Source organism: Synechococcus sp. R6-7, from assembly GCF_047461695.1.
In the GTDB taxonomy this organism is placed as follows: domain Bacteria; phylum Cyanobacteriota; class Cyanobacteriia; order Thermostichales; family Thermostichaceae; genus Thermostichus.
Genome location: NZ_JANSHS010000273.1, coordinates 1 through 3,973 on the forward strand (window position 1 = coordinate 1; position 3,973 = coordinate 3,973).

3 protein-coding genes and 1 pseudogene are annotated in these 3,973 nt (G+C 55.5%); 2 read left to right on the forward strand and 2 right to left on the reverse strand.

Annotated elements, in window-relative coordinates; translation table 11 throughout:
• Together NW815_RS08540 and NW815_RS08545 are read right to left on the reverse strand one after the other, a co-directional pair.
• Positions 1 to 780 (reverse strand): annotated as a pseudogene (locus NW815_RS08540) (penicillin-binding protein 2); the annotation flags it as partial.
• Positions 729 to 875, reverse strand: coding sequence for a hypothetical protein (locus tag NW815_RS08545; protein WP_414344636.1), 147 nt, complete (start codon positions 873 to 875; stop codon positions 729 to 731). The gene NW815_RS08545 and the pseudogene NW815_RS08540, both read right to left, overlap by 52 nt.
• 554 nt (positions 876 to 1,429) lie before the next feature.
• Here NW815_RS08545 and NW815_RS08550 point away from each other — a divergent pair.
• Both NW815_RS08550 and NW815_RS08555 read left to right on the forward strand, forming a co-directional pair.
• On the forward strand, positions 1,430 to 2,281 hold the full coding sequence (locus tag NW815_RS08550) for a hypothetical protein (protein ID WP_414388112.1): 852 nt from the start codon (positions 1,430 to 1,432) through the stop codon (positions 2,279 to 2,281).
• A 75-nt stretch (positions 2,282 to 2,356) separates the two neighbouring features.
• On the forward strand, positions 2,357 to 3,943 hold the full coding sequence (locus tag NW815_RS08555) for an ArnT family glycosyltransferase (protein ID WP_414388113.1): 1,587 nt from the start codon (positions 2,357 to 2,359) through the stop codon (positions 3,941 to 3,943).
• Positions 3,944 to 3,973 lie beyond the last annotated feature (30 nt).

Here is a 3,973-nt window from a genome sequence, read left to right on the forward strand (position 1 = left end):
GGGCTGGAGGACAATCACCGTGCCCCGCAGGGCTCGAAACCGCTCCAGTTGCACTTTCAGGGCAGCGCGGGCAGCTCTTTGCAGACGCATATCTAGGGTAAGTTGCAGCACTGTCTCGCCAGATTGCAGCAGCCCTTCCGGCACCTCGGCAGCCAACAGTCGTCCGTAGCCATCGCGAGGAATAGTAACAGGTTGAACGGTACGCTCCAGCAGCTCTTGTCGGGAATATTCGACTCCTGCTTGGCCCTGATGATCCAGATCTACATAGCCTACCACCTCAGCGGCCATCTCTTTTTGGGGGTAAACGCGTTGCCGCTCGCTCACCAGCTCCAGGCCATCCAGATGCAGAGCCTGAATTTGATCCGCCACCTCCTGGGATACCCAGCGCTCCACCCGCACCGCATGATTAACCGACAGCCGCTGCGTCAGTTGCTCCACCGGACGCCGCAACAGGGGAGCAAGGGCAGTGGCCATTTCCTCCGGGGTGCGTTTGCCGAAGAGACGGGGATGGGCCCAGAGGGTGTAGACAGGGCGATCTACGGCCAGCAATTCTGCCTGCTGCTTGGCAATAGAATGACGATCCACAATTGAGCGACGAGGAATGAAAGGTCTTAGCTGGGCTCGCTGCTGGGCTTCGGCTCGCTGCTGCAATAGGGGTGCCTGTTGATGTTGCAAATAAACCAGACGTGCTCCTGTTACAAATAGGGCGATGATCAAAGCCAGTCCGGTCATGCCGGCGCGAAAGTCAAGCTGGCGGGCCGTCGGGATCCGCTCCCCCAAGAGCCATCCCAGCGCTGTTCCCCACTGCCTAGAGCTTCGCGGTGAAGGGATCCAAGAACCTCTGCGTCGGCGCCGTTGAGCAAGTTGCCGGCCATTTTGCCTTGTCTCCAGAGATTTCGGCACAGGCCGCCCTACCCTAGCCCTAGGTCTGCCTTCCATTGCAATCCTCACATGAGCACCACCGCTAGTTTGGCGCTCATCCCACTGTTATGCCACCCCACGGCTTCTGGGAAAGACCTTGGGATCCCGAAAAGCAGCCAGGACATTTTAGAGGTATTGGAGATAACATAATACCTCAGAACATGAATTAGGTGCGGGCAAGTCCTCAGACTTTTCGCACTTGGATCCATAGTTTTAAATCACATTCAAAAGAAACTGGGAAGACATGAAAAACCTAACTCACTTGCGTACATTCAACAGCTCAAACCTTTAACTTGCTTGATTTAAAACCTCTTCCCGGCGCCTCGTGCAGTCAGCCACTCAATTTCCGCTCCTGGTTGGAGAGAGGGGAAGTTGAATACAGCACAGCGAAAACCGGAGGACTTACTGCTTTTCATAATTTTTAAACGCTTCGTATTCTCGGAAACAGACGACCGGCAGACTAGCAAGCCATAATCTAAACAAATCCAGCTTTCCCGGAGTTGAGTCTATGAAATGCGTGGAGGAGAGCCCCAACAAGCGCGTGTACCAAGAGTCTTCTGTAGGTTTCCTTGGGTCTCTTGCTACTTTTGTTTTTATCTGTTTCTTTGCGTTCATCCTTTTTATGGCTTTATCTTCGATCTGGTCTTCCCAGGGTGAGCGCCGTTTCACTTGTTTTCGAGTTGACCAGTCTACGGTTAATTGTGAAGTGTCTTTCCAGCCGTTTCTACCTTTGCCGAGCCAAACTACACTTCACATAGATGTAAGAGGAGCTGCAGTCAAAACTGAAATTGTGGAGGATGACGACGGAGAAAGGACTGAGCGCTACTATGTCACGCTGGAAAAGCCTACAGGGGAAACCCCAGCCTGGTTGGCCTTTGGTGAAAGTGAAGCTCAGGAATTGGCAAGGCGCGTTGATTCTTTTGTGAACAGTACAGAGAGTCGGCTCTTGATAGATATCGATAGATTTCACTTACTGGAGTTAGTGTTTGCGATCTTGTATTCTCTCCTTCCAGGGCTATTTCTGGCTCTACTTCTTTGGGTAGGAGCTCTCATGCTGAAGGTGTCTTTTTGGTGTCGCCGTCTAACGTTTGACCGCTCTAGGTACCAAATCCAAGAGGAGCACCTTACTCCTTTTGGGTCGCTAGGGCGGAAAACTTATTCCTTTGGAGATGTACAGCAGATTTTGGTTCAGGCCAAAAGGAATTTTGTTGAATTCTTTTCGGTAGAAGTGAAATTGCAATCGCGGAAACCTTTGCTGTCAGTCTGCTACACTGATAAGGAACCAGAGGCGCGGGCAGAGGCCGAGAAGCTGGGTCAATTTTTGGGGTGTCCGGTCATTTTGCCGGAGGCAAAATCATAATACTAGAGGGACGTAGCCCCGAGAGGTATTCAAGGTAAGTTAGATCTGTCCATCTGCCCATAGGGATCCCCTCCATTGCCTAGAGCGGTTTGGCTAATCCTGGGGTTGGGCTTGTTCATGCGGGGCCTGGTGGCTGCCCTTTTGCCGCCGGGCTTTGACGAAGCCTACTACTACCTCTACACCCGCCATCTGGATTGGAGCTATTTTGACCATCCGCCGCTGGTGGCCTGGACAACGGGCTTGGGGCCTGCCTTGACCGGCCAGGTGTCGGCTTTTTCTATTCGACTGGGATCCCTGCTGCTGTATTGTGGCTCTTCCCTATTCCTCTACTACACCGGAGCACGCCTTTTCTCTGATCGGGCAGGACTGATCAGCTTGGCGGCTATCAGCATCGCGCCGATCCTTTGGATTGGGTTTGGGGTGCTGACCTTGCCGGATAGCCCGCTGATCTTTTTTACGGCAGCAACCTTGTGGGTGGCCGCTCAGGAGTTTTTTCCGGCTCCTTTGGGGCAGGGGAAATTGGCTGTCTATGGGGCGGCTCGCTATCGGCCAGGGCCTAGGCTAGCGCTCACAGGTCTCTTGGTGGGGCTGGCCTGCTTGGGGAAGTACCACGGCTTGGCTTTGGGGTTCGGCCTGGTACTCTTTTGTCTGCTCAGCCCAGTTCATCGCTGTGCCTTGAGGTCGGGCTGGACGGTGCTGGCGGTGCTGGGTTTTGTGCTGGCCTTCAGCCCGGTGCTGATCTGGAACGCCCAGCAGGATTGGGTCTCCTTTCGCTTTCAGGCGGGGCGGGCGGTGCCGGAGGCAGGGTATCAACTGCAAGCGCTGGGGCTGACGATCCTTTCTGAAATCTTTTACCTGTTCCCCAGCTTGGGGATCCCTTTGGGGTGGGCGAGTTTGGCAGGGACGGGTCGGGTGGCCCTGCAGATTCTCCGCGGGATGCGGCTGACGGATGAAGAGCTCAAGCACCTTTTGATCCTGGCCTGTGGATTACCGCTGGTGTTGGCCTTTACCTTGATGGGAGGCTACCGGCCCATCTTGCCCACCTGGCCCATGCCGGGGTTTTGGGTGCTGACGCTGCTGCTGGGATCCTTCTGGGAACGGTGGCCGGGAGCGAAGCGAACCTTAGTGGGGACGGCGGTGATGGTCAGCTTGGTGGTGGGGGTGGGGCTGGCCCATGTGCGCTATGGCCTGCTGCAGGCTCCTGGCGGGCTGGGCCTGTGGCCCGTGGAGCAGGATCCCTCTACTCAGCTCATTGAAATTGAGCAGTTGCGGCAGCGGTTTCGGACGGATCCCCACCTGGCTCAAGCCCTTGAGGAGGCAGAGTTCGTTTTTACCAATGTCTATTTTTTGGGCGGTCAGATCGCCATGGCCCTGGCTCCGCTGACGGACAAGCCTCTGACCTGCCTGGATGCAGATTTGCGGGGCTTTGCCTTTTGGTCGCAGCCGCAGGACTGGCTGGGGCAGGATGGGCTGCTCATCACTTCCAAGCTGTTCCAGCCGAGGGCAGGGATCCCAGCCACCTATGGCGACTACTTTGCCCAAATCGAGCCTGTGGCCGAGGTTCCCCTGGTGCGGGCAGGGGCGGTGGCGCAAACCTTTCAGGTGTACCTGGCTCGACAGATGCGCAAGCCCTATCCCCGCCCTTATTCCCGCCTGCAATAACAGCAGAGCATGACTCTAGTCAATAATAAG

Bases quoted from the DNA above. Each gene is read 5' to 3' on its own strand.
- NW815_RS08545 (WP_414344636.1), bottom strand. From the start codon at position 875: ATGGCCGGCAACTTGCTCAACGGCGCCGACGCAGAGGTTCTTGGATCC.
- NW815_RS08550 (WP_414388112.1), top strand. From the start codon at position 1,430: ATGAAATGCGTGGAGGAGAGCCCCAACAAGCGCGTGTACCAAGAGTCT.